At 49.7% G+C, this 21,764-nt stretch carries 21 protein-coding genes; 5 read left to right on the forward strand and 16 right to left on the reverse strand.

The annotated features are described in order from the left end of the window. Window positions 1-633 precede the first annotated feature (633 nt). On the forward strand, window positions 634-852 hold the full coding sequence (locus tag AC3Y23_RS16605) for a PspC domain-containing protein (RefSeq protein WP_379200854.1): 219 nt from the start codon (window positions 634-636) through the stop codon (window positions 850-852). A 54-nt stretch (window positions 853-906) separates the two neighbouring features. Beyond that, entirely contained in the window at window positions 907-1,602 is a 696-nt protein-coding gene (locus tag AC3Y23_RS16610; protein WP_379200856.1) for a PspA/IM30 family protein, read from the forward strand. A 208-nt stretch (window positions 1,603-1,810) separates the two neighbouring features. Here AC3Y23_RS16610 and AC3Y23_RS16615 read toward each other — a convergent pair whose 3' ends face one another. From AC3Y23_RS16615 to AC3Y23_RS16675, 13 genes are all read right to left on the reverse strand, one after another. Beyond that, window positions 1,811-2,506 carry a DNA alkylation repair protein gene (locus tag AC3Y23_RS16615; RefSeq protein ID WP_379200858.1) on the reverse strand — a complete coding sequence of 232 codons (696 nt, stop codon included), beginning with the start codon at window positions 2,504-2,506 and terminating at the stop codon, window positions 1,811-1,813. Between the two features lie 80 nt (window positions 2,507-2,586). Then, on the reverse strand, window positions 2,587-3,204 hold the full coding sequence (locus AC3Y23_RS16620) for a DNA-3-methyladenine glycosylase family protein (protein WP_379201245.1): 618 nt from the start codon (window positions 3,202-3,204) through the stop codon (window positions 2,587-2,589). A gap of 736 nt (window positions 3,205-3,940) precedes the next feature. Further along, window positions 3,941-5,278: an LLM class flavin-dependent oxidoreductase gene (locus AC3Y23_RS16625; RefSeq protein ID WP_379200860.1), complete on the reverse strand. Its 1,338-nt coding sequence runs from the start codon at window positions 5,276-5,278 to the stop codon at window positions 3,941-3,943. Window positions 5,279-5,320: 42 nt separating this feature from the next. Then, window positions 5,321-5,803, reverse strand: coding sequence for a DinB family protein (locus AC3Y23_RS16630; RefSeq protein WP_379200862.1), 483 nt, complete (start codon window positions 5,801-5,803; stop codon window positions 5,321-5,323). Continuing rightward, window positions 5,803-6,975: an N-methyl-L-tryptophan oxidase gene (gene solA, locus AC3Y23_RS16635; RefSeq protein WP_379200865.1), complete on the reverse strand. Its 1,173-nt coding sequence runs from the start codon at window positions 6,973-6,975 to the stop codon at window positions 5,803-5,805. Before solA ends, AC3Y23_RS16630 begins: the two co-directional genes overlap by 1 nt. A 2-nt stretch (window positions 6,976-6,977) precedes the next feature. After that, window positions 6,978-8,153 carry an amidohydrolase gene (locus AC3Y23_RS16640; RefSeq protein ID WP_379200867.1) on the reverse strand — a complete coding sequence of 392 codons (1,176 nt, stop codon included), beginning with the start codon at window positions 8,151-8,153 and terminating at the stop codon, window positions 6,978-6,980. Window positions 8,154-8,204: 51 nt separating this feature from the next. After that, window positions 8,205-9,221 (reverse strand): LLM class flavin-dependent oxidoreductase, encoded by a 1,017-nt coding sequence (locus AC3Y23_RS16645; protein WP_379200869.1) that lies wholly within the window; start codon window positions 9,219-9,221, stop codon window positions 8,205-8,207. Window positions 9,222-9,233: 12 nt separating this feature from the next. Next, window positions 9,234-9,986 (reverse strand): amino acid ABC transporter ATP-binding protein, encoded by a 753-nt coding sequence (locus AC3Y23_RS16650; RefSeq protein ID WP_379200871.1) that lies wholly within the window; start codon window positions 9,984-9,986, stop codon window positions 9,234-9,236. Further along, window positions 9,983-10,693 (reverse strand): amino acid ABC transporter permease, encoded by a 711-nt coding sequence (locus AC3Y23_RS16655; RefSeq protein ID WP_379200873.1) that lies wholly within the window; start codon window positions 10,691-10,693, stop codon window positions 9,983-9,985. The genes AC3Y23_RS16650 and AC3Y23_RS16655 overlap by 4 nt, the downstream gene beginning before the upstream one ends. Continuing rightward, window positions 10,690-11,475, reverse strand: a complete 786-nt coding sequence (locus tag AC3Y23_RS16660; RefSeq protein WP_379200875.1) for an amino acid ABC transporter permease — start codon at window positions 11,473-11,475, stop codon at window positions 10,690-10,692. Before AC3Y23_RS16660 ends, AC3Y23_RS16655 begins: the two co-directional genes overlap by 4 nt. Before the next feature lie 36 nt (window positions 11,476-11,511). Then, on the reverse strand, window positions 11,512-12,375 hold the full coding sequence (locus AC3Y23_RS16665; RefSeq protein WP_379200877.1) for a transporter substrate-binding domain-containing protein: 864 nt from the start codon (window positions 12,373-12,375) through the stop codon (window positions 11,512-11,514). A gap of 17 nt (window positions 12,376-12,392) precedes the next feature. Then, window positions 12,393-12,899 (reverse strand): GNAT family N-acetyltransferase, encoded by a 507-nt coding sequence (locus tag AC3Y23_RS16670; protein ID WP_379200879.1) that lies wholly within the window; start codon window positions 12,897-12,899, stop codon window positions 12,393-12,395. Between the two features lie 115 nt (window positions 12,900-13,014). After that, window positions 13,015-13,908, reverse strand: a complete 894-nt coding sequence (locus tag AC3Y23_RS16675) for a LysR substrate-binding domain-containing protein (protein WP_379200881.1) — start codon at window positions 13,906-13,908, stop codon at window positions 13,015-13,017. Between the two features lie 265 nt (window positions 13,909-14,173). On the opposite strand from AC3Y23_RS16675, the gene AC3Y23_RS16680 reads away from it, so the two are divergent. Both AC3Y23_RS16680 and AC3Y23_RS16685 read left to right on the forward strand, forming a co-directional pair. After that, the gene (locus AC3Y23_RS16680) at window positions 14,174-14,719 is read left to right on the forward strand and encodes a GNAT family N-acetyltransferase (protein ID WP_379200883.1); all 546 of its coding nucleotides are present in this window, start codon (window positions 14,174-14,176) and stop codon (window positions 14,717-14,719) included. A gap of 492 nt (window positions 14,720-15,211) precedes the next feature. Beyond that, on the forward strand, window positions 15,212-15,865 hold the full coding sequence (locus AC3Y23_RS16685) for a 3'-5' exonuclease (RefSeq protein ID WP_379200885.1): 654 nt from the start codon (window positions 15,212-15,214) through the stop codon (window positions 15,863-15,865). A 71-nt stretch (window positions 15,866-15,936) separates the two neighbouring features. Here AC3Y23_RS16685 and AC3Y23_RS16690 read toward each other — a convergent pair whose 3' ends face one another. Together AC3Y23_RS16690 and AC3Y23_RS16695 are read right to left on the reverse strand one after the other, a co-directional pair. Further along, window positions 15,937-16,893: a 3'-5' exoribonuclease YhaM family protein gene (locus tag AC3Y23_RS16690; RefSeq protein WP_379200887.1), complete on the reverse strand. Its 957-nt coding sequence runs from the start codon at window positions 16,891-16,893 to the stop codon at window positions 15,937-15,939. Between the two features lie 252 nt (window positions 16,894-17,145). Then, a complete protein-coding gene (locus AC3Y23_RS16695; RefSeq protein ID WP_379200889.1) occupies window positions 17,146-19,500 on the reverse strand; it encodes an FMN-binding protein in 2,355 nt (784 codons plus the stop codon). Between the two features lie 454 nt (window positions 19,501-19,954). On the opposite strand from AC3Y23_RS16695, the gene hemH reads away from it, so the two are divergent. After that, window positions 19,955-21,004, forward strand: coding sequence for a ferrochelatase (gene hemH, locus AC3Y23_RS16700; RefSeq protein ID WP_379200891.1), 1,050 nt, complete (start codon window positions 19,955-19,957; stop codon window positions 21,002-21,004). A gap of 56 nt (window positions 21,005-21,060) precedes the next feature. Here hemH and AC3Y23_RS16705 read toward each other — a convergent pair whose 3' ends face one another. Beyond that, on the reverse strand, window positions 21,061-21,513 hold the full coding sequence (locus AC3Y23_RS16705; protein WP_379200892.1) for an IDEAL domain-containing protein: 453 nt from the start codon (window positions 21,511-21,513) through the stop codon (window positions 21,061-21,063). Between the last annotated feature and the right edge of the window lie 251 nt (window positions 21,514-21,764).

Consider the following 21,764-nt stretch of genomic DNA (forward strand, 5'->3'; position numbering starts at 1 on the left):
GTTTTGAGAAAATCCATAATTAAACCCTTGATGAATGAACCGATCTCGAAATCCGGACTTGCTTCTTGTTCCCTCTGGTAACGGACCTCAGGTCCGTTATTTCCTAACAACTGACCGTTCCAGATAATAACGGACTCCAGAGACGCTATGAGCAGAAAACGGGTGTAAAATCCACGGTTTGGGAGGAAATAGCGGCACCTGAGTCCGTTACATGTTTCAGAAGCTACTTGATGTGTTAAATAACGGCGCTGGGGGCCGTTAGCCCCCATGCATACGTCTCCAACCTTCTGAAGCAGTGGTTTTGACAAGGATTGATGATGAAGCTGAGCCTGATTTATAAGGCTATTTCGCATCAACAATCGTAGAGAATGGTGTTTCTGGGCAGTCTGATATTTTCCAGTTATTTTTAGAGGAGAAGCGATTTCAATTAAAATAACTAGAGGTTTTCCCGTTATTCAAATGCCCTCCCACAGGCATCCCCGTCTTTCTGCGGGAGCCTTCCCCGCCTTAGGTCGAGTGCATAAAACCGTCCTCAGGCCGTTTTGCGAACCCTCAAAAAATCCTACAATAAGGTCATAAGCAAGCCGGTTAAACAAATTCAGATACAATTCACTCATGAGAGGAAGAGATAGCATGACAAAATTATACCGTTCCAGAACTGATAGGAAACTTAGTGGTCTGTGTGGAGGATTATCCCAATACTTTGGCATCGATTCAACAATCCTGCGAGTGATTACGGTGGTGGGTGCATTCTTCAGCTTTGGCACAGTCGCTCTGCTGTACATCATCTTGAGCGTTCTGATTCCCCAAGAACCGTATGGTGGTTTTTCCGACAAACACGATTTCTATTAATCCACTGTTGCCCTGTTCCTGTGAAACCAACTTAAATATAAGGAGAGATTACTTATGAGTATCTTGAATAGAATTGCAACCCTGACTAAAGCCGCCCTGAACGAAGGCCTGAACAAACTGGAGAATCCCATCCTATTGACTGGACAGTACCTGCGCGATCTTGAGGAAGAGATTGAAACAGCAGAACGCAATGAACGTGATCTGCAAGTCGCCGCGAACGTGCTGGAGCGTCGCAAGCAAGAGTATGCGCAATTGGTGGAACAAAGCGAATCCGAGGCCGTTAATGCTATGGCCCAAGGCAATGAAGAAGCAGCGCGCCTGGCAGTGATGGCCAAACTGCGGTACACCGAAAGTATTCAGGAATGCGCAGCCGGTCTGGAGGAGACCCGGCAAACGCTGGCTACACTGGAAGCCAATATTACTAGAGCCAAAGAAGAGCGTACCCGCCTGAAGGCTAAAAGAGCCGAACTCGCAGAACGTGCCCGTAAAGCATCGGAGACCATCCAATCGGCTCCTCGCAGTAATGGCGGCAGTCCCAATGTCTATGGCAAATATGGCTTGAACGCTACTAACACAGCTTCCCGAGGCTTCGAACGTATGGAGGAGAAAATTACCGAATGGGAAGTGCTGGCGGAACAATCCGGCCACAGTGCCCGCCCGGCAGCTTATCCGGCAGTAGATCCTAAACTCAGTCAAGCCGTAGATGTTGAACTGGAGCGTCTGCGTAGTCAAACCAACAACGGCAAATAAGGCGACAACCAACTTGATCCAGGCCGGTTTCATCCGGCGCAATAAATGAAGCCTCACCGATCCAACTCAGGACCGGTGAGGCTTCATTTCGTTTCATTTCATTTTTTATATACTACCTATACTGTTGTTCGAGCCAAATTTCACTTTCGGCTTATGCTTAACTTGTCTTGCCATCCCACCTAGATCCCAGACGATATGCAACAGCGCTTCATCTACGTTTCATACTGCGAATTCTCTGCTTGTCCTCTGAGCTGACACGGTAAGATTCCGTAATTTTTTGCAAAGTTTTATTGAATGTAAAATCATCAAGGAAGTTATGCTTCAGATAAGCCATGACCCGCTCAGGATGTTTGACATAACAAACGGATAACGCCCAGGCCACAGCCATTTTGACATAATAGCCCTCATGTACGATCATGTCCAGCTGCTCCAGCACCCGATCCATATCATCATCTTCAACGAAAAAATTTAAGATCATCACCACGGCAAATCGGATCTCATATTCCTGGTCGGATGCCAGATAAGGCTGCAGAAACCCCCATACCCGCTCACGATGACTGTTAGTGAACTTCAGCCCGATGCAGAAACTGTCGCACACCGACCAATTATCGATTTTGGGTACAAAAGCGGTGATATATTTCAGTATTTCTTCGATATCAGCTCCCTTGCGGGTTGACGCATAACCGATTACCATGCCTTGCAGCATGATTTCCTCGAAGTATTCGCTGTCCGCCTGCTCCAGATAGGCCCGCCAATCTCCCCGCGCCATCCCTTTGGCCAGCTTGCGAAGCTCGGGCAACCGAACGCCCAGAATGTTACTGATATTCGGAATTAAGCTCGCCGTAAACTTTTGATAATCTGCATCGGTTAATAGCAACAGCTGCTCCCTTATGGTTGTATCCATGCTTAATAATCCTTGTCCTTCCTTCATAGTATGTCATACCGCTACAACCCGTATATCTGTCCGCATATCTATCTTCATATCTATTCAAAAGAAAGCTCCCACAGGTAAACCGATGCCACAGAACCCCAAGGGGAGTAGCGCTGGCGGAACTGCTCGAATTGCTCCCTGGTAAGCGAATCCAGTCCGTAAAGCTTCATCATGCCACGCCGGATGGCTATATCCCCCCAGCTTACGATATCCGGGCGCTCCATGGAATTGATCAGCAGCATCTCTGCTGTCCATCGGCCAATACCGGGCAATACCGTCAGTCTGGCAATGACTTCTTGATCCGGTAGTTCACGCAGACTCTCCAAATCAAGTTCTCCCTGTGCCACGATACGAGCAATTGCCTCGATGCTGCGGGCTTTTTTCATCGTCATGCCACAACGCTGGATATCATATGCCGTATGTAAAAGCAAATTCTCCGGTGTAATCTCGCCAAGCTGTTCCTGCATTCTTCCCCAGACTGTAGCGGCTGCCTTCGCTGAGATTAATTGCCCCACAATGGCATGCACCAGCGCAGCGAACAAATCAGGAATAATGCCCCGTTCCACCCGGCCAAGCCGCTGCATTGCCGTTCCAAGCGTGGCATCTGCTTGCCCCAGCGCCTCTATTTGTTCAGTCCCATACTTGAAAACCTTGGTCACAACCGTTCCCACCGGCATCCCTCCAGCAAGCTTCCTATCGTTCACCATAAATGGCCTGCAGCACTACTATACCTTAATCCCGCCATTTCTGCTGATGCACTGGAATAAGACCGCAAGATAACAACATTAATGGCTATATAAAACGCATTTATAAACCAAACATATCCAAGGAAAAAGAGAGCTTATCTAAGAAGTCTAATTAACGGCATTTTTGCACCTTAAATCCTCTTCAGTTAAGGGTTAGTGGAGATTAAGTGCAATATTGTACCTTAATTCTTCCAGAATACCCCGTCCGGTGTGCTTTTTCGAAAAATAAGATGCAATAATGCCCTTATTTCCCTCTTTTACCCATTTTGGATAGAAATAAGGTGCAAAAATGCCGTTAGTTGGGGAGGCATCCCTCTTTTCACTGTTAAAACGGTTAGTTAGGGAGATAATCCCTCTTTTCAGGGTTAAGACAACTGTTTAAAGGGAATACCCCGCTTTTACGCTTCTAGCAGTTGAAATCTGTCGACAGGCTATGTTCCGGTGCTAGCTTGAAATTATAATTTTATACATTTAATGTTATCATCTTCAAAACAGACACTCCAACATATATTATGTTAAAAAATCGCCGATCCGCCCCTATCGGGCTGTCATCGTCTATGTAAACAAACAAAGCCAAGGCGGCAAATAGGCCACCTTGCCCGAACAAAATCAAAAAAAGCCATGGCCGCTTCTGCAAAAGCAGAGCACCATGGCTTTTCTATTAAATGCTGCCGGCGGTTTCCGAAGTCTTCACATACCGGTTCTCCGGTACAGGCAGTCCGAGGTTGCCACGCAGTGTGTCACTCTCGTATTCTGTACGGAACAGTCCACGCTCTTGCAGGATCGGCACGACCCGTTCCACAAATTGCTCCAGCCCGCCCGGTACAGATTCCGCGATCATGAAGCCATCTGCCGCTTCCGACTGGAACCAGGTCTGAATCTGATCCGCTACCTGCTCTGGTGTACCGATGAAGCTCGTACGTGGCGTAGCCGATTGCAGAGCCACTTGACGCAAGGTCAGGCCTTGCTCCTTGGCATCCTTCTTGATCTTGTCAGTCCCGCTCTGGAAGCTGTTACGCCCTAGATCGCCCAACTCAGGGAACGGCTCATCTAGCGGATATTGGGAGAAATCATGATGCTCGAAGAAGCGTCCCAAATAGTTGAGTGCATTCTCAATTGTTACCAGGCCAGCTACCTCCTGATACTTGCGCTCCGCTTCCTCCTCCGTATCACCAATGATTGGCCCGATGCCTGGGAAGATCAACACTTCGTCCGGATTGCGGCCGGATGCAGCCACGCGGGCTTTGACATCACGGTAGAATTCCTGTGCGGATTCTATCGTATCATGGCCTGTGAAGACCGCGTCCGCTTCCTGAGCGGCATAGTTCCGGCCAACCTCAGATGAGCCTGCCTGGAAAATCACCGGCTGCCCCTGTTTGGAGCGGGCAATATTAAGCGGCCCTTTTACAGAGAAGAACTCTCCCTCATGATCCAAGGTATGCACCTTCTCCGGATCAAAGAAGACACCGGATTCCTTATCACGGACAAAAGCATCATCCTCCCAGGAATCCCAGAGTCCGCGAGTGACTTCCAGATATTCCGTCGCAATCCGATACCGTTTGCTATGATCTGGATGCTCTTTTTTACCATAGTTTAAGGCGGAGCCTTCCAGCGGAGAGGTTACCACGTTCCAGCCTGCACGACCGCCGCTGATCACATCCAGCGAACCGAACTGGCGGGCAACAGTGAACGGCTCGCTATAGGAGGTGGACAAGGTGCCTACCAGACCAATGTTGGTACTGACGGCAGCCAATGCGCTGAGAATGGTCAACGGCTCGAAACGGTTCAGGAAATGCGGAATAGATTTCTCATTGATATACAGACCATCTGCGATAAAAATCAGATCCAGTTTGCCTTCCTCAGCCTTCTGTACCCACGACTTGTAAAGCTCAAAATTCACGCTAGCATCCGGTTTGGCATCAGGGTGACGCCACGTAGAAGTGCTTCCACCCACCCCGTGTAGCAAGGCTCCCAGTTTCAATTGTTTTGACTTCGCCATATTCTCTCCTCCTAAAAATGTAATGTGCAGAGCTACTAACTGTTACTGCGCTTGAGATACCGCGGCTAAGGCCCCTTTTTTAATCCGCTCAATTTGACCCAAATGCGTCTGGACATGGTTGGTAAAGCTGGTTACGATATCAACAATCCGCACCTTGTCGCCTTTGAAATTAATACCACTCTTCTCCCACTCTTCTGCACTAAGCCGTCCAAATAGAAGACCGTTATACTGCAAAAGGCTGCGGAAAAGCTCCAGACTATCTCCGGCACTGCCTGCATTGGCATGCTGGCCACTCACCCATGCGTCCTGCCCGAATGCTGGGAGCTGCACCTTCGTATCGGCCAGAATGTCACGGATACGGAAGGAAATAACGATACTATGATCCGCCAGATGCGTTAGAACTTCTGTCACACTCCAGCTCTTCGGCTCAGCCTTCCATTTCAATTGTTCCTCGGTCAGACCTTCTATTGCTTGAACCAATTGCTGATGAGTGTTCAGGTAACCCTCTATATTCACAGTGCTCATTATGTCCCCTCCAAAATAACATTGTCTTCCGATTTCCTTCGCGTATCAAAACGCGATAGCGAAAACGGTTTGATCTCATGGCGCGAACGCCCGTCGGTAGCGAGGTCTGCCAAGATTTCGCCGACCACACTGGAAAATTTGAAACCATGTCCCGAGAAGCCTCCGGCTACCAGCACATGGCTGTGCAGCGGATGCCTGTCGATAATAAAATCCTCATCCGGCGAATGCTCATACTTGCATACCGCCCCCTTGAGCAGCCTTCCGGCTGCACCCGGCATATACTTCTCCAGCACCCGGCGCAGATCGCCTTCATCACTGTCCTCACTGCCGAACGGCAACAATTGCTCGCCCGGCTTCCACGGTAGCCCAGTATCATGCCGACCAATCTTGAGTCCAGCACCGCCGATACTCGGGAAGCCATAGAAGCCACCATCAGTCGTACCCAGCGTGAAGCCCGGGAAGGTCCCGGCAGCGAAATCCGGTGTGCTTTGAAACCAGCCAACCACCTTGCGGACAGCCTGGATCGGCAGATTGATGAAGGGTGACAGCGATTGAAACCAGGCTCCAGCGCTAAGAATTACGCTGGCTCCGTGAATGTCGCCATCCTTCGTATGGACGGTGACGCTCCCCTCTTGGGCAGTCACATCCAGTACTGGTGTATTCACCAGCAGCTTCGCACCATGAGCTAATGCAAGCTTACGGTACGCAGTAATACAGCGTTCGCTATATAAATAGCCTGCATCTGGCTCATACATGGCCTCGAAACGATCCGGTATCGTCAGCCCCGGCCAGCGGCGGTTGATTTCCTCCGCGGCGAGCCGCTCGACCCTCACCTTTCGCTGCTCCGCTTCATGAAGCCGACCACTGAAGGAATAGACGTAAGTGTCCGCGAGATTCAACACGCCGGACCTTACCAGCAGCTCCGTTCCGCTCTCTGCTTCTGCCTCTTCCCATAGCGTTTGCGCCCTGAGCGCAAGGTCAATATAAGCAGGATCCCCGCTATAAGCATGCCGGATCAATCGCGGCTCGCCGTGATGGCTACCTTCGGTATGTGGTGGATCGAATGCGTCAATCAAAAGCGTCTTAACACCTCTGCGGGCCAAATGATAACCGGCGCTCATTCCCATGGAGCCGGCGCCAACGATGATCACATCGTAGATCGGGCCAGCCATGCTCAGCCTTGCTCTTCCGTGGACAGGCGCTCCAGATAGCGCTTCGCGACATCTGTGAAGAATCCTGCAGTAAGCGGCAGGGCCCGTTCATCGAGATTGAAGTCGGGATGATGCCATTCCCGGGTTCCGGAGGTACCCATGAAGGCGAACAAACCAGGGACGACCCGTTGATAAAAGGCAAAATCCTCACCCGCAGGTGAAAGCTCCGGCGTCACCGCATTCAGTCCCAGCGCAGCTGCCGTCTCATTGGCCACCTGAGCCAGGGATTCATCGTTGATAGTCGGCGGCGGGCCTCCAATCCACTCCACAGTCGCCTTCGTTTCCAGCGCTGCTGCTATGCCTTCCGTAACTTCAACGAACCGTTTCAGAACTTTGGATCGCACCTCTTCAGTAAACGTACGAATTGTACCGCCGAGCACAGCCGTTTCCGGGATGATGTTCCAGGCGTTCCCACTATGCAGCTTGGTTACACTGATTACAGCGCTGTTCAGTGGACTTACATTACGGCTTACAACCGTCTGCAGTGCCGTAACGATATGCGCCGCTGCTACAATGGGGTCAATGCCTGATTCAGGCACAGCCGCATGCGCTCCGGCTCCAGTCACTGTTATTCTGAATCCATCGGCGGCTGCCATTAATGGACCGCCTTTGATACCGATCGTTCCCACCGGTAGCTCAGGCTTGTTGTGGATTCCGAAGACGGCGCTAACGCCTTCCAGCGCACCGCTGTCAATAATCTGCAACGCACCTTTTGCCTTCTCTTCGGCTGGCTGGAACAGAAAGCGGACCGTTCCTTTCAGTTCATGCTCCTGCTCCTTCAGCAGATACGCGGCTCCAATCAATGAAGCCGTATGAAAATCATGCCCGCAGGCATGCATCTTCCCCGGGTATACCGAGGCATACGGTAGCCCGGTCTCCTCCTGAATCGGCAAAGCATCGATATCGGCGCGCAGAGCAACTACCGGACCTCCTTGCAGACCGCCGACTTCAGCGATGACTCCGGTTTTCAGACCGTAATCTATAATTCTGATTCCTGCCTCTTCTAGCAGGGAGGTGATGTATTTCGTGGTTTCCACTTCTTCATGAGACAACTCAGGATGCCGGTGCAAATGCCGCCGGATCCCGGTTAACTGTTCACTTAAAGCTTCAGCCTGTGATACTGTAACTGGACTTGTCATGACCCTGCCTCCTTTTTAAAAAATGATATTAAGATTATAAAACCTGCACAGCTAAGCCTCAGCTGTCACTCCGGCCAGCGCTTCGCTCAGCAGTTCAAAAGAACGCAGCCGCTTCTCGAAGGGTTGCACATTCGTGGTGACGATGAACTCGTCAACACCGGATGCTTGTTGAAGCTGCAGGAGCTGTTCGCGTACAGATTCCTGGGTCCCTCTCAGAATTACAGCTTCTTTCTCTTCAATTGTGTATTCTTCTTGGCTCTGGCGGATAAACTCATCAGCCTGTTCCTGACTGGCCACAGTCAGCGACTTTCCGCTGGCCAAATGAATTTTGTAGAGCTTCAGCGCACTGCTCAGCTCTTCAGCTTCTTCAGCAGTGTCGGCCACAACTAGCGACAATCCAATAATGGCTTGCGGCTGCTTGCCATTCGAGATATTAAAGCCGTTACGGTACGCCTGAATTGCCTCGATCGCCACCTCTTGGTTCCCGTTGATGAACAGGGAGAACACATAAGGCAGACCCAGCTCTGCGGCAATTTCCGCACTGGCGACACTTGCGCCTAGCACATACAGCTCAGGCGGAGACGCTGGTATCGGACCAGCCTTGATCCCGAACAGCGGATGATCTTCCTCAAGCGTGTTGTGTACATATTTCTCCAGCTCTACGATTTTCTCCGTCAAAGACGCTGTTCCGGGAGTTCCTTGCTGCAGCGCCTGCGTACTGCGTGGAAGTCCTCCGGGTGCGCGTCCGACACCTAGATCCACCCGGCCCGGAGCCAGAGTGGCCAGCACATTGAAATTCTCCGCCACTTTGTAGGGGCTATAGTGCTGCAGCATGATACCACCTGAACCGATGCGGATGCTTTCGGTCTTGGCCAAAAGATGCGAGATCAGCACCTCCGGTGAAGAACCTGCTACCTGTTCAGAATCATGATGCTCTGATACCCAGAAACGGCGAAATCCCAGTCGCTCGGACAATTGGGCCAGAGCAATCGTATGATGAAGAGCTTCCTCTGATGTCTCTCCTGGATAAATCGGGCTTTGGTCTAATACGCTTATCGTTATCGTCATGGGAAATACCTCCTAAATGGAATAATTGAGTTCCGGTGTAATTCGTTTCAGGAACTGCTTCGTTCGTTCTTCACGCGGGTGGTTAAATACCTCGCCAGGCGTGCCTTCCTCAACAATGACGCCACCGTCCATAAAGACCACGTGGTTTGCCACATCCCGGGCAAAGCCCATTTCATGCGTCACGACAATCATTGTGATGCCTTCCTTGGCGATTTTGCGGATAACGGATAGTACTTCGCCCACCAGCTCCGGGTCTAGCGCAGAGGTCGGCTCGTCAAACAGGATGACTTCGGGCTCCAGCGCCAGCGCACGGGCAATACCGACACGCTGCTGTTGTCCGCCAGAGAGCTGGCTGGGATAAGCGTCCAGCTTATTCCCGAGGCCTACTTTCTCCAACAGAGCAATACTCCGCTGTTTGGCATCCTCCTTGGGAAGCTTTTTCACCACCAGCAGTCCTTCCATCACGTTCTCCAGAGCTGTCTTATGTCTGAAGAGATTGTACTGCTGAAAGACCATTGCCGTTTTTTGCCGAAGCTGGTGAATATCCTTCTTGCGCGCATGTTTGCAGTTCACGCTGAAATCGCCAATGGCAATCTCGCCATCACCGGGCTTCTCCAGGTAATTCACGCAGCGCAGCAGCGTCGTTTTCCCCGAACCACTGGGTCCCAGAATAACGACAACCTCGCCTTTGGTCACCGTCAAATTAATGTTATTCAGTACCTGATTTCGGCCAAAAGCCTTCGATATATTCGACAGCTTGATCATACTACTCCACCTCGATTGTACAGATTGATCCGTTTTTCGATCACAGCAGTCAGACGCTCGATGAGCACCGTAAGTCCCCAGAAAATAAGCGCCGCTGCGACATAGGCCTCAAAAAACTTCCAGTTCGTTGAAGCGACGATCTCTGCCTTGGCGTTGATGTCCACAACTGATACGGTAAAGGCCAGTGTTGAACCATGCAGCATCCCGATAACAGAACTGGACAGATTGGGCAGACTAGCAGCCAGCGCCTGTGGGAATACAATCCTCCTCAGGGCCTGGGGTGTAGTCATGCCTACGGAATGAGCTGCTTCAAGCTGTCCTTTATCCACTGCCAGCAGACCGGCACGGACTACTTCGGACATATAAGCACCCGCAGTGATGGAGAACGAAATATAGGCAAAACCGATCATCGGCATGTTAACCGACCGGAAGCTCCATCCGAAGTAAGCCGACAACCCGTCAATCAGTACCGGGAGTCCAAAATAGATCAGCAATAAGTGCGTAAGCATCGGGGTTCCGCGGATAAAGGTGACATAACCCACTGCAATGGGATAGAGGACCGGCACCCTGTAAATACGAATCAGAGCCACCGCCGTACCGATGATGAAACCAACCAAAACGGATACAACCGTGATATATAGTGTCGTTGGCACGGCGCCCAGCAGCTGCACGAAGGCGGTCCATATAAATGACGGGTCCAGCTTCACAGGCCGACGCCTCCTTTACCAGATTCCAGCTCGGCAATGATACGCCGGAAGGATTTGTTCTTTTGAATACCAAACGTTCTCTTCTCCGGACTGTTCCGCACCTCATGTCGCATCAGGCGACGTTCCGCCACGAGCAGCAGCTTCTCGATCGTAAAGCTGATGACCAGATAAATCAGTGCAAGCGCGAGGTAAGCCTCGATAAAATGCTGTGTCAATGAACCCAGCGTCTGCGCCTTACCCGTCATTTCCATAACCCCTAGCGTAAAGGCCAACGAAGTATCCTTCAGCAGGGCCAGAACGAGATTGGAGAAGACAGGTACGGCAATAGCTAACGCCTGCGGCAATATAATTCTTGTAAATGCCTGAAAACCGGTCATACCCGTGGCATATGCAGCCTCTACCTGCCCTTTGTCCACAGCCATCACGGAGGCGCGAATCATTTCTGACATGAACGCCCCCGTGTGCAGGCCATAGGTCAGAATGACAAAGAATAGCACCGGTGCCCGTGTGACATCAATATGGACAAGCTTCAGAATTTCAGGCAGCCCGTAATAGAACAGGAACAATTGAATCAGCACCGGGGTCCCCCGGAAAAAAGAAATATAAATCTCCGATAAGGTCTTCAGTACCGGTATCTTGTACAAACGGGGAAGGGCCACGAAAAACCCAACAATGACCCCGGAAACCAATGCACAGGCCACTATCAAAAGCGTGATGCCTAAAGTGGACAGCAGCTTTGGCAAAAACGATAAAACAAAACTTATATCAAACGGCGCACCCATTAAGACACCCTCCCTTCCCCTGTGTAGGGGTGCTGATTAGTTTACTGCGTCAGAAGTCACATCCGCGCCAAGCCATTCCGTGCTCAGTTTTTTCAGTGTCCCATCTGCTCTCAGTTCCTTGATCGCTCCATCAATCGCATCGGACAGCTTCTGCTCATCGGCATCATTTTTACGGAGCACGTACAGAATGTCAGCGGAGGACAGTCCATCGCCCACGGCCTTTAGCTTGTTCTGCGGGTCAATCACCGGCAGTACAAAATCTGCGGCAAGCGTTGCATCCACCCGTCCAGTGGTTACCTGATTGACGGTATCGTTAGCTGCTCCATTTTGGTAAACAATATCGATAGCATTATCATGGTCCTTGTTATAGTTCTCCAAGATCTGCGCCTGTGCGCTGGTCGCTCCGACCAAGACTTTTTTGCCTTTGAGATCATCCAGTGATTTGATAGAATCGTTCGACTTATCTACTACGACCCGGTTTCTCCAGTGTCCATAAGCTTCTTTGTTGAACAGATATTTTTCTTCACGTTCCGGGTTCTTCTCCATAACGTGCGCTACCAGATCAATCTTCTTCGTCTCCAGACTCAGTAGCAGGTTGCTAAAGTCCATAGTCTGGAACTCGAACTCGTATTGCGGCAAACGCTCGTCGATAGCTTTCAGCAGCTCCACATCAAAGCCTGTCAGCTTACCGTTCTCGTCAATGAAGCAGACCTTTGGAAATTTGGTGCCTGTCCCCACAATAATTTTGGTTACTGGTGTGGCAGCGGCCGCCTCTGTCTTTCCACCTTCAGGTGCTGCAGCCGAATTTCCTTCCTTGCTGTTACTGCTGTTGTTCGAGCCGCAACCCGTGGCTGCCAGTGCCAATACTAGTATCGATGTCAATGCGAATGTCTTCTTCATCTTTATTTCCCCTTTTATTAAATAGTCTGTTGTTGGTACTTCAGCGTTTTTTTCAAAAGATACATCAAGCCGTCCCCGTCTCGTCCTTCCAATTCCATGAATCGTTCGTATCCGCGCCGCTCATACATCTGAACCAGCCAGGGATGCTTCTTGGCTGTTGCCAGCGTCACAGCAGAGGAGCCCAGACGATCATAAATGATATGCTCTTCCACCCAATCCAGCAGCTTGCCTCCATAGCCCTGCCCGCTATAATCCGGATCGACGGCGAACCATTTGACGAAAGGGATGCCTGTGTGCTGACTGATCTCATCTCCCTTGGAAAGGGTGACTGTCCCCAGGATGGCTCCGTCCTTCTCTAATACATAACACTCATTGAGCGTTACATTCTCTTGGACCAGAGCCAGATCGGCGGTTGCTGCCGGCCAGTGCAGCCCGAGCTCACGGATCAGATGATAGGCGCGATATATAATATCTACCAATTGCTCCGCATCCTTGAGATCTGCCTGTCGAAATACCTCGCTCATCCTCTGTCCTCCCCACCTTTTTAAATTTATAATCCCCATCGATTTAGTAGTGATTATGTGCAATTAACTTTATCACCGCATAACGGCCATGCGCTAATAGAGTTTTTCTATTCATTTATACAATTAGTTGATTCTTCGGACTTACCGCGCCCTCTTCTAGCAATGTGGCAATGAATTCGGCGTTCTCACCATTCAAGGTAATAAGGCTGGTGCGCAGGGATATACCTGCGGTCTCGGCAATTTGCACGGGAATCAGCTTCCCGGCAGCCACTTCTTCCTCTGTGCTGAGGGCTGGCAAGAAACAAATTCCGGCTTTCTTGATCACCAGCTTCTTGGCTGTCTCCAGATTATCTACTTGATATAAAATATTCGGCGGTTGTTCCAGACTCTCAAAGACACGATGCAACCGCAGCCAATCCAGCGACCCGCACTCGAAGAACACGAGCGGCTCATTGCGGATATCCTGAATCGAAGCTCGCCCCACACCAGCCAAACGATGACCTTCATGAACATATAGAGAGATCGGATCGTCACAAAATGGGTAGGCTTGAAACGCCGGATTCACAACCTTGCGGATAAATGCAAGATCAATATCTTTTGACTTCAGCTTCTCAATCAGATGCTCGGTGGAGGCTGTCGTCACTTTGAAGTTCATATGTGGATAGCATTCTTTGAGATGAGGTAGTAGACGTGGCAATAAATAATTGGCGACCGATATAGTACTGCCAATGCGCAGCTCGTTGGGAATTCTACCCTTGGATTGCAGCTGATGCTTGCCTTTCTGATAGGTCTGCAGGATTTGCTGTGCGTACGGAAGAAATTGTCTGCCTTTATCCGTAAGATGGATTACTTTGCCCAGCCGGTCGAACAGCCTGCTATCAAGCTCCCGTTCGAGAGACTGAATGCGAGCCGTAACCGTAGGCTGAGAGATAAAAAGGACATCCGCTGCCTTGTTAAAGCTGCCATAATGATTGATATAGACAAAGGCTTCAATATTTTCGATGTTCATTTGAGCTCCCCCATTCACGTTTGTGACAATTTCAATTATTCCAATGGATTAACAATGAATTAAGACCGTAACGACCTATAGAGATTTTGTATCTATCTTAGTCATCCCTTATTTTTTTGTCAACGAATTTTCATTTTTGCTTTTATTACAAATTAAATTTTTCTATATAACAATCAAAATTGTTAAATACCACTTATATCTATCGGGTTTTAGTATTATAATTACTTTTACAATATAGAATGTAGCCAAACAAGGGAGGCACCGTATGGGACATATACATGAAGTGAGTGTTCGTGAAGCCACAGCGCAAGATCGTGAGGCTATCGCCGAATTGATGCTGGAGGCTTACAGCCAATATGCAGCTGTTCTACCGGAAGCAGCCTGGATAGCATATAGCAGCTCCATTAGGGAATCCGCCTACGGGGACCTGCCTGAAGCACGGATTATTGCCGAAATAGATGGGCAGATTGTAGGCAGTGTGCAGTTGTTTCTCTCCTCAGAGGCCGCTTACGGCAAGCCTGAGCTTGGCATCGAGTCACCCATTATCCGCTTGTTAGCGGTCGCTCCCAATGCTCGAGGACGGGGAATTGCTACCCTTCTCATTCAGGAATCGATACGGCGCAGCCTCGAACTTGGAGCAAGTACCCTGAATCTGCACACCTCCGATATGATGGCGACGGCGATTCAGCTGTATGAAAAGCTGGGCTTCCAGCGGGCCTATGAGACAGATATTGATAACGGGGATCATCTCGTTAAGGGCTTCCGCCTGGATTTGGATCAGCTGCAATTCCGGCAGAATGCCGTATCTTAAGGCGTACCTTCGGCCCTGGCAATCAAGGGTTGCCTTTCCTGCCAGAAAGTATTTTTCTGGACATCACTAACCACTGTGCATCATACACAAAAGAGTACTCCGCAGCCATCCAAGGCTTGTGGAATACTCTTTTTTTATTAGATAAAGATGAACAAAAGAAAGTAACGAAAAGCGAGGAGGAACGAAGGGGGAATTTTGGAACTGTAGGAGCGATAGCGACCGCCTGAAAGCTTTCCGCAGGAAAGCTAGCATCGTAAGCCTACGCTGTTCCCGGATTTCAACCGCGAACAGCGATACAATTGAAAGAAATCTGGGGACAACAGCGGCTGGAAGTCCAAACATTCCACCGTAGTGACGACCGAGCCTTACGTTCGGTTCTTAAGTTCGTCTTATATAGCGTTTGAATCGGAACGTATTTTCTGGCAAAATTGAATCTATGACATGCAATGCTACGTTAAGGAGCGTCTACATAATAGAAAAGGGGCTTTACCCATGGATTTTACAGCAATCGATTTTGAAACGGCCAATTCTAGCAGATCCAGTGCCTGCGCACTGGGACTTGTAGAGGTTCGCGGAGGCATCATCACCGCAGAGCACTCCTGGCTCATTGATCCGCAGCAGCGGTTCGATGGTTGGAACATCGCCATTCACGGCATTACCCCGTCTATGGTAGATGGACAGCCTACTTTTTCCGAGCTTTGGCCTACGCTGGAACCACTGCTGCAGGGACAGATTATTGTAGCCCACAACGCTTCTTTTGACATGAGCGTTCTGCGTTATTGCCTTGACGGTGCTTACCTCGATTACCCCGCATTTCAATATCTCTGTACCTATGTGCTGGGCAAAAAAATGCTGGGAGATCTGCCCTCCCATAAGTTGAACGTGATCTCTGAGCATTTTGGCATCCCGCTCAAGCACCATGACGCTCTTGATGATGCCCGCGCCGCAGCTTCGATCCTGCTAAAGCTGATGGAACAGGAAGAGCAGCATGACCCGTTGCTCCTGGCCGGCACGCAAGGGTATGCGAGCGGAACGATGTATCCCGGTGGATACACCCCCTTCTCGGCTCCCAAAAAGCCGAAGAAGAGTGTGCGCAAGAAAGACAGTGTTGGCAGATCGGCCTCTTCGCTGAACTCTTTTATATAACGCTCTTCTCTAATTTCATCTATCGTGTCAAAAAGAGAACCCCCGACGCATTCGCCGGGGGTTCTCTTTTATCAAATTTTCAGCCGGTAGACCGCTTTGTTCTCTAATCCCCGGATGAATGGTGTCCATTCCTCCGTCTCAGGCGTCGTATCCAGCGCGTCTTCTACCATTTGTAGTTTGGCATCCATCGCATCAATATGATGCAGGGCCACCGCCTCGGCCGTTTGCGGCTGAACAGGGCTTCCCCATTCACCCAGATTATGGTGCGACAAGACCAGATGCTGCAACGCCATCACCTTTTCCGATTCCAAATCAATGCCCGTGCGGATCGCCGCCTCTGTAATCCAGTTGGAAGCCATGGAGATATGTCCGATCAGCTTGCCCTGCACGCTATAATCCGATACGATCCCGAGCTGTGAGATCATCTCCTCCGGTTTGGCAATATCATGAAGAATGATACCCGCTTTAAGCAAATCCGGGTTCAGGAACGGACGCTGCTTGCAGAGAAAGTCACCAATCTCCAGCATACGAACCATATGATAGGCAAGTCCGGCGAAGTAGGCATGATGATGCGTTTTGGCCGCCGGATAATGCGTAAGTTTCTCTTCCACTTTGCCGACACAAAAAGATACAATGGCAGCGATCTCTGGATCGGCAATACTGTTCATCACATTCTTGATTGTATGAATCAGATCTACGGGCCGAATCGGGGCAGAGCGGATAAAATCCGTCAGCGCTATACCATCGGCTTCATTCACCAGTCGGATCTTCGTAATCTTAACCTGTAGCTTCTCGCGATACGTATGAGCAATCCCCCGAATCTTTACCAGCGACATCGGAAAAAAGGTTTCTTTGTCCGCCACGCTAACATCCCAATACTTCGCGGTCAGCTGTCCGCTGGAATCGCCTAGAACAATATCAAAATAATCCTTTGGAGGAGTACCGTTTGTTTGTTTGACTGCCAGTTCCCGCAAGATATAATAGCCGACAAATTCATCCTGTGGAGCCAGTTGTTTAATAAGTGTCATGTTGAAGCCTCCCATTAATAACAAGCCTGGGGCCTGCTGTATATATTACTCTTAGACACTCACCTCCTGAATCCCTTTAAAAGTATTATATTACCGTCTGCCTGCTAATTTGTCCAAAAGTTATAAGCACCACGAATGCAGCCAAATTCAGGGTTTCATTGGCTAGTATATCTAGAATAAATAAACCAAAAGGGGGCTGCCCCAGACCGCGTGACTGGCCTTGGACAACCCCATATAACAATTTATTACGCCTTATTTACCCGCAGCTTCAAGCGCTGATTTGATCGCTTCTACTGCCTTCGCGGATATTTCCTTTTCTGCGTCATTATTTCCGAACGCCGCCGCCCGGTATCCATACTTATGCAGACCCTGGGTTGAGCCGCCTTCAATCTCAGTCTTCACCGCTCTTTCGGCCTCGTTTAACTGAGCTTCGGTGCGGGTATTACCGTTTTTATCGAGATAATACACCATCATTTTTACAGGAACGCCATATTTCGTGGTCACCATCACATTAACGGTTTTATCGTTACTTACGCCAATAAAGATCCCATCGAAATAAGCAGCCTTTTCCTTCTCTACAATCTCCGCTTTACCGTAAGCTCTGTCCACCGCAGCCTTCAGTGCTACACTGCTGCTGGTAGCGCCTGAGATGGCATCCACCTCTTGCGCGCCTTCTCTAGTGCCTGCTGCCAGGAACTTTTCAGTCAATACCGGAATAGCTTTGACAACCTCAGGGTAAGCAGCTGCTCCTCTATCTACAAGGTTCATCGCTACACGATAAAGAGCGACATCTACGATTCTGCCATTGCGCAGTGTAACATCTGCTCTGTTGGAGCCTTTGTCATACGCGTTGCCGTATGCGGTGAACTTGCCATCTTTATACGCGCCTTGTTCTTTGGACGCATTGGCCAGTGCGTCGGTCAGTGCAGCTCTTGCTGCTGCTGATAACTCTTCCTGACCTGCAATGTCCGTAAGTTCAACGCCTTTAGCCACCAGATCCGCTGTCAGACGATCTACGATTGATTTCTGATCGGCAGTCAATTTATCGTCGGCAATCAGCTTTTTGTCTGCACTGAACAGACTCAACTTCACGCCAGTTACTTTATCTCCTGCAAGATCCACCAATAGAAGAACTTTGGACCTGTTATCTACACCTGCAAATTTTCCGTCAAAATATTTCTCTTCGCCCTTGTCTTTCTGGGCCTTCTCGAAGGCTCTTTCAATCGCCTGATTCCAGCCATGGCTGCTCTCAGTAGCTCCGGAGACTCCGTCAACCTTCTCATCATAATTAGCGATATAAGACCCGTTTGCCAGGAACTTTGCTGTCATTGGAGCGTTGGCTTTAACAACGTCAGCATAAGCGGTATTGCCTCTGTCAATCAGATTGGAACCCAGTCTGTATAGCTTCACATCGACCAGCTTGCCATTACGAATGATTACATCCGCTCTTTCTACACCAACGCTTCTTGCTGTGCCGTAAGAAGAATAGAAGCCGTCGATATAGGCAGAAGAATTATCAATCTTGGCATTTTGCTCCGCATCCCAGAAAGCATTGACCGCAGCCTTGAAATCACCTTCCAATCCGGCAACAGGTTTGGCGGCTGTTCCGCTACCCAGCAGGGCAGGCGTAATCGCTGCTACTGTAGCTGTCTGTTCCGGTGTAAAAGCTTTCTCTTCCACGATGTCACCAGCACTGTTCAGTGGATATACCTTCACTGCTGTCAGCTTGTTCTCATCATAGGTGGAGAATACAGCATATTTTCTTTCTGGATCAATCCCCATATGCTCACCGGAAAAATACACCGCATCGGCCGGCTTCACCTTCAATGCACGTTCAAAAGCTCTATCCACGGACAATTTCCAGCCATCGCTGGTCCGTGTTGCACCAGATACGGCATCCACATCAGCGGCTTGGTCTCTTGTTTTGCCAAGCAGTCTTTCATGCATCAGCTTATAGGCCTGCCATACGCCGCTGTAATTGTACCGGGCATCACGGTCAATCAAGCTCGGACTAGTTCTCATCAACTCGATATCGGTAATCTTGCCGTCCTTGATGGCAATTTTGACGCCTTCTGTACCTTTAGAGTAGGCGTTACCGTAAGCCACATAGATCCCGTCTTCATAAACGTTCTCTTGAACAGTCACAGGCTGCGGTGTTGCCACAGGCTTAGCTGTTGCAGCCGGAACAGGGGTAGCCACTGGTTTAGCCGTTGCAGCCGGAACAGGAGTAGCCACAGGCTTGGCGGTTGCCGCAGGTCCGGTTGTTGCTGCAGGCTTGGCCGGGGTTGTCACGACCGGTTTGGCAGATGCTGCAGGCTGGACTGTCGCTGCCGGCTTTACAGTAGGCTGCGGTGTTGCTACTGGCTTCTCTGTTGGTTTCGGTGTTGGTTTAACCGTTGGTTTTGGCGTTGGCTTAGCGGTTGGTTTCGCCGCAGGCTCCGCTTTAGGAGTTGCCGCAGGCTTGGCAGGTGCTGCTGGTGCTTCCTCCGAAGCAGCAGACACTGCGTCCACTTTGAGGTTCAGAGCGGGAATGTTAAGCGTGTAAGCGAATGGCGACAGCAGTAGTGCTGCGCTGACAGTCAATGATATTAACTTTTGTTTTTTCAATCTGTATTCTCCTTTACCAAGTCCCCAGTAGTATGTAGCTCTTTATTAAATAAATCTGATCATAGCGCTTTCATCCCTTTCTTATGAAGAACTTCGCGCCTCCTCCATAAGAGCCCATCCCCCCTCTCCGGTACCTGAATTAAATCGTCCGCCGTCCATTAGAAAATGTCTATTAGTACAAAGGTGAATTAATTCACATAATTAGTTAAAAGCCTCTCAGCGGCAATTTCTGGCTTGATGTTATCAGACTCCTCTCCTTGTTCTCTGTAAATAAAATCACAACCCCTATAATAAACATCACTATTTTCTAGTTATTTACTATTCATTGTTATTCCTCTCTCATATCTTACATTTTTTGCTTGCTGTAAAATTGCAATGATTACACTAATTGTGCAACTCGTGTTAGGTATGCTATTTTAACAGGATGCCAAGACGAAGGGAGTTGATCGACCCTGTGAACAAGCAACCACCTATCGGGGTCATTCTTGCTCAAATTGGAACACCGTCACAGCCTAGTGCCAAAGCAGTGCGCCCTTATCTGAGACGCTTTCTGTCCGACCGCCGGATTATCGACTATTCACCATTGCTATGGCAGCCCTTACTGCGCGGGATCATTCTGCGTACCCGGCCCCGCCGCTCAGCAGAGCTGTACCGGCAGATTTGGGGAGTGGACGGCTCGCCGCTGCTCACCCATTCCTTAGCGCAGCAGGCTAGGCTGCAACAGCTGCTGGGCAATCGCTATCAGGTCGAGCTGGGTCTCGCCTACAGTGAGCCGGGTATGGAACAGGCTGTACTCAAACTTGAAAAATCAGGGATAACACGGATCATTATCGTTCCGCTATTCCCGCAGTATTCTTCAACGACAACCGCCTCTATGTATGATGCAGCCGCCTTTGCGGCACTTGGGCGACGCAGCGCACGTGGTCCGGCATCCAAGCGATTTGTACCAGCCCTCCGCTTCATGGAGGCTTATTATGATGCACCCGGCTACATCACGGCCATGAAAAATCATCTCCACCGCCTATTGGAAGAGATGGAGGACAAGCCTGATTATTACGTTCTAACCTTTCACGGCATTCCGAAGCGGTATGCCGGCACCGGCGATCCATATCCGGAGCAATGCAAAGAGACAGCCAGGCTGCTGGCTGAAGCCATGGGCTGGGAACCAGGAGAATGGCAGCTTGCTTTTCAATCCCGGTTCGGACGGGAAGAATGGGTTGGACCAGCAACAGCAGCTGTACTTGGCGAATTGGCAGGACGGGGAATACGCAGACCGGCGATTTTCTCACCAGGTCTCGTAACGGATTGTTTGGAAACCCTGCATGAGCTTGCTATAGAAGGGCGAGAGTTATTCGTAGCAGGCGGCGGACAAGAGGAGAATTTCACTGCTTTTCCTTGCCTAAACAGCGAGGAGGATTGGCTGTCCTTTCTGGCCCATCAGGTGGAGCAGAATGCACTGGGCTGGATAACGCACACAAGCCGCCCTTCCGCAGATCATCTCTGATCCGAAAAAGGGCGGCTTGTACTACCGGTAACGGCTCTATGGACTGAACGTCATACTTATACGCCCAGTTGCTTATATTTGTCAGTCAATTCATCAAACCACTGCTTATCCTGCATGGACAACGCGACATCAATCAACTCGGCAATTTCACTCCGTGTAAGCTCAGGTGAATCATTGAAACAGATCTCTGCGGAGGCTTCGGCCTCCCCTTCCACTCCTTCGGCGAAATCGTAGGAAAAGTTCAACTTGATCTCACTTTCCAGGAATTCATTCCGGAGAAAATATAGCACTTCGCACATCAGAACAGGTCTGACCTGGTCCTCGAAGACACATTCCATCACCTTCGCCCAATATTGCTTGTTGCTGAGGTGCAGCTTGTCATTGGTCAGGAGATACTTCTCCCCTTGAAAATCATTGACAAATCTCAGCTCGAGCGGCTCCATTTTGAAAATACCGGCAATTTGCTTCATGGCAATATCCACAATGTCCTGCGTTCCTAATCTGATCATCTCTGATGCACCCCTTCTCTTGAATAACCGCCATTAATTTTATTACTTTGAAATAAACCGACACATTAACAGTAGCTAATATAAGAAGAACTTCCTCCACTACTATATAGGGCGCTTAAAAGTAATACACAAAGCGAAGAAAAAAGAACTTATAATAAGAGTCTCTAAGTGTAATTAAGTGCATTTTTGTACCTTAAATCCTCTGTAATTAAGGGTTAGTGGAGATTAAGTGCAGAATTGCACCTTAAATC

Source organism: Paenibacillus sp. MAHUQ-45 (assembly GCF_058133325.1).